General features: G+C 59.6%; 1 protein-coding gene. It reads right to left on the bottom strand.

All coding sequences use genetic code 11. The features are described from left to right. Positions 1-1,432 (bottom strand): cadherin-like domain-containing protein (locus tag J7412_RS21730; RefSeq protein ID WP_209081972.1); only part of this gene is annotated, 1,432 nt, incomplete at both ends.

Here is a 1,432-nt window from a genome sequence, read left to right on the forward strand (position 1 = left end):
CCGCCATAGAGCGTGTCATTGCCAGCGAGCCCGTCAATCGCATCAGCGCCGCCAGTCAGATACGGCAGGCCGTCGTCGCCCCCGTCCGTAAGCAGAACCGCATTGGGATCAATCGGATCATAGAGCGAACCAACGGTCACAGATACATCGGCCGTGCTGGAGGTGGTCCCATCCGACACCGCATAAGAGAAGTTGTCGCTGCCGATAAAGCCCGCATCCGGTGTGTAGACAATCTCACCGTTCACCACAGACACCGATCCATTGGCCGGTGTGGAACCAGAGACATCCAGCGTGAGACTGTCCCCATCCACGTCGCTGTCATTGGCCAGAACATCAATACTGACGGCCACATCCGGGTCCGTACTGGCGCTGTCGTCCTGCGCCACCGGTGCATCATTTTGCCCCTGAATGGTCACCGTGACGCTGCCATCGGTGGTGGTCTTGCCATCACTCAGCACATAGCCAAAGCTGTCTGTCCCCTCATAATCCGCATCCGGCGCGTAGGTGGCGATGCCACCCGCCAGGGTCACTGAACCATGTTCGGTTTCTACAACCCCCACGGTGCTCGCGTCATCATAAGCGCTGGTCAGAGCAGTCACCGTCAGCGGATCGCCATTGGCGTCACTGTCATTGGCCAACAGCTCCAGAGCCACCGCTTGATCTTCCAAGGTGTTGGCCACATCCGCCACGGCCGCTGGTGCCGCATTGGTCTCATAGACTGTGACAGACACGGTTGCTGTGCTGTTGCTGGTGCCATCGGAGATCGCATAGGTAAAGCTGTCGCTGCCCACAAAGCCGGGATCGGGCAGGTAGACGATCTGCCCATCCACAACGGAAACCTGTCCATTGGACGGAGTAGAACCGGAAACATCCAGCGTCAGGCTGTCGCCATCCACATCACTGTCGTTGGCCAGAGCATCGATTTGGATCGGGCCATCCTGCTCGCCACTGACCGCGTCATCCTGGGCCACCGGTGCATCCGGGGCAGGGGCCACGGTTACTGTCACCGTCGCAACAGATTGTGTGCCCTGATCATCGCTCACTGTGTAGGTGAAGCTATCGGTGCCGTTGGCGTCGGCATTGGGGGTGTACGTCAGCTGACCCGCGTCAATCACCACAGAGCCAAACTGCCCCTGCGTGACCGCATCCAAGCTCAGCGCAGCGCCTTCAGGGTCGCTGTCATTGGCCAGCACATCGATGGTAACAGCTTGATCCTCTGTGGTGCCGGCACTGTCATCCACCGCCACTGGCGCGGCATTGGGACTCGCGGTCAGAAGACCGCCACTGGCTTCCAAAGATGCCTCGGTGCCTTGCAGATTACGCACGCTTTGCAGGATGGCGACGGGCACAAAACCACTGACCCCATCCGGATTGATTTCCATCAGCGTGTCGCTGCCGGTCGTGGTGAAGCGCACAAAATCCGTGATGTCAT

Source organism: Shimia sp. R9_3 (genome assembly GCF_017743755.1).
Classification (GTDB): Bacteria; Pseudomonadota; Alphaproteobacteria; order Rhodobacterales; family Rhodobacteraceae; genus Shimia.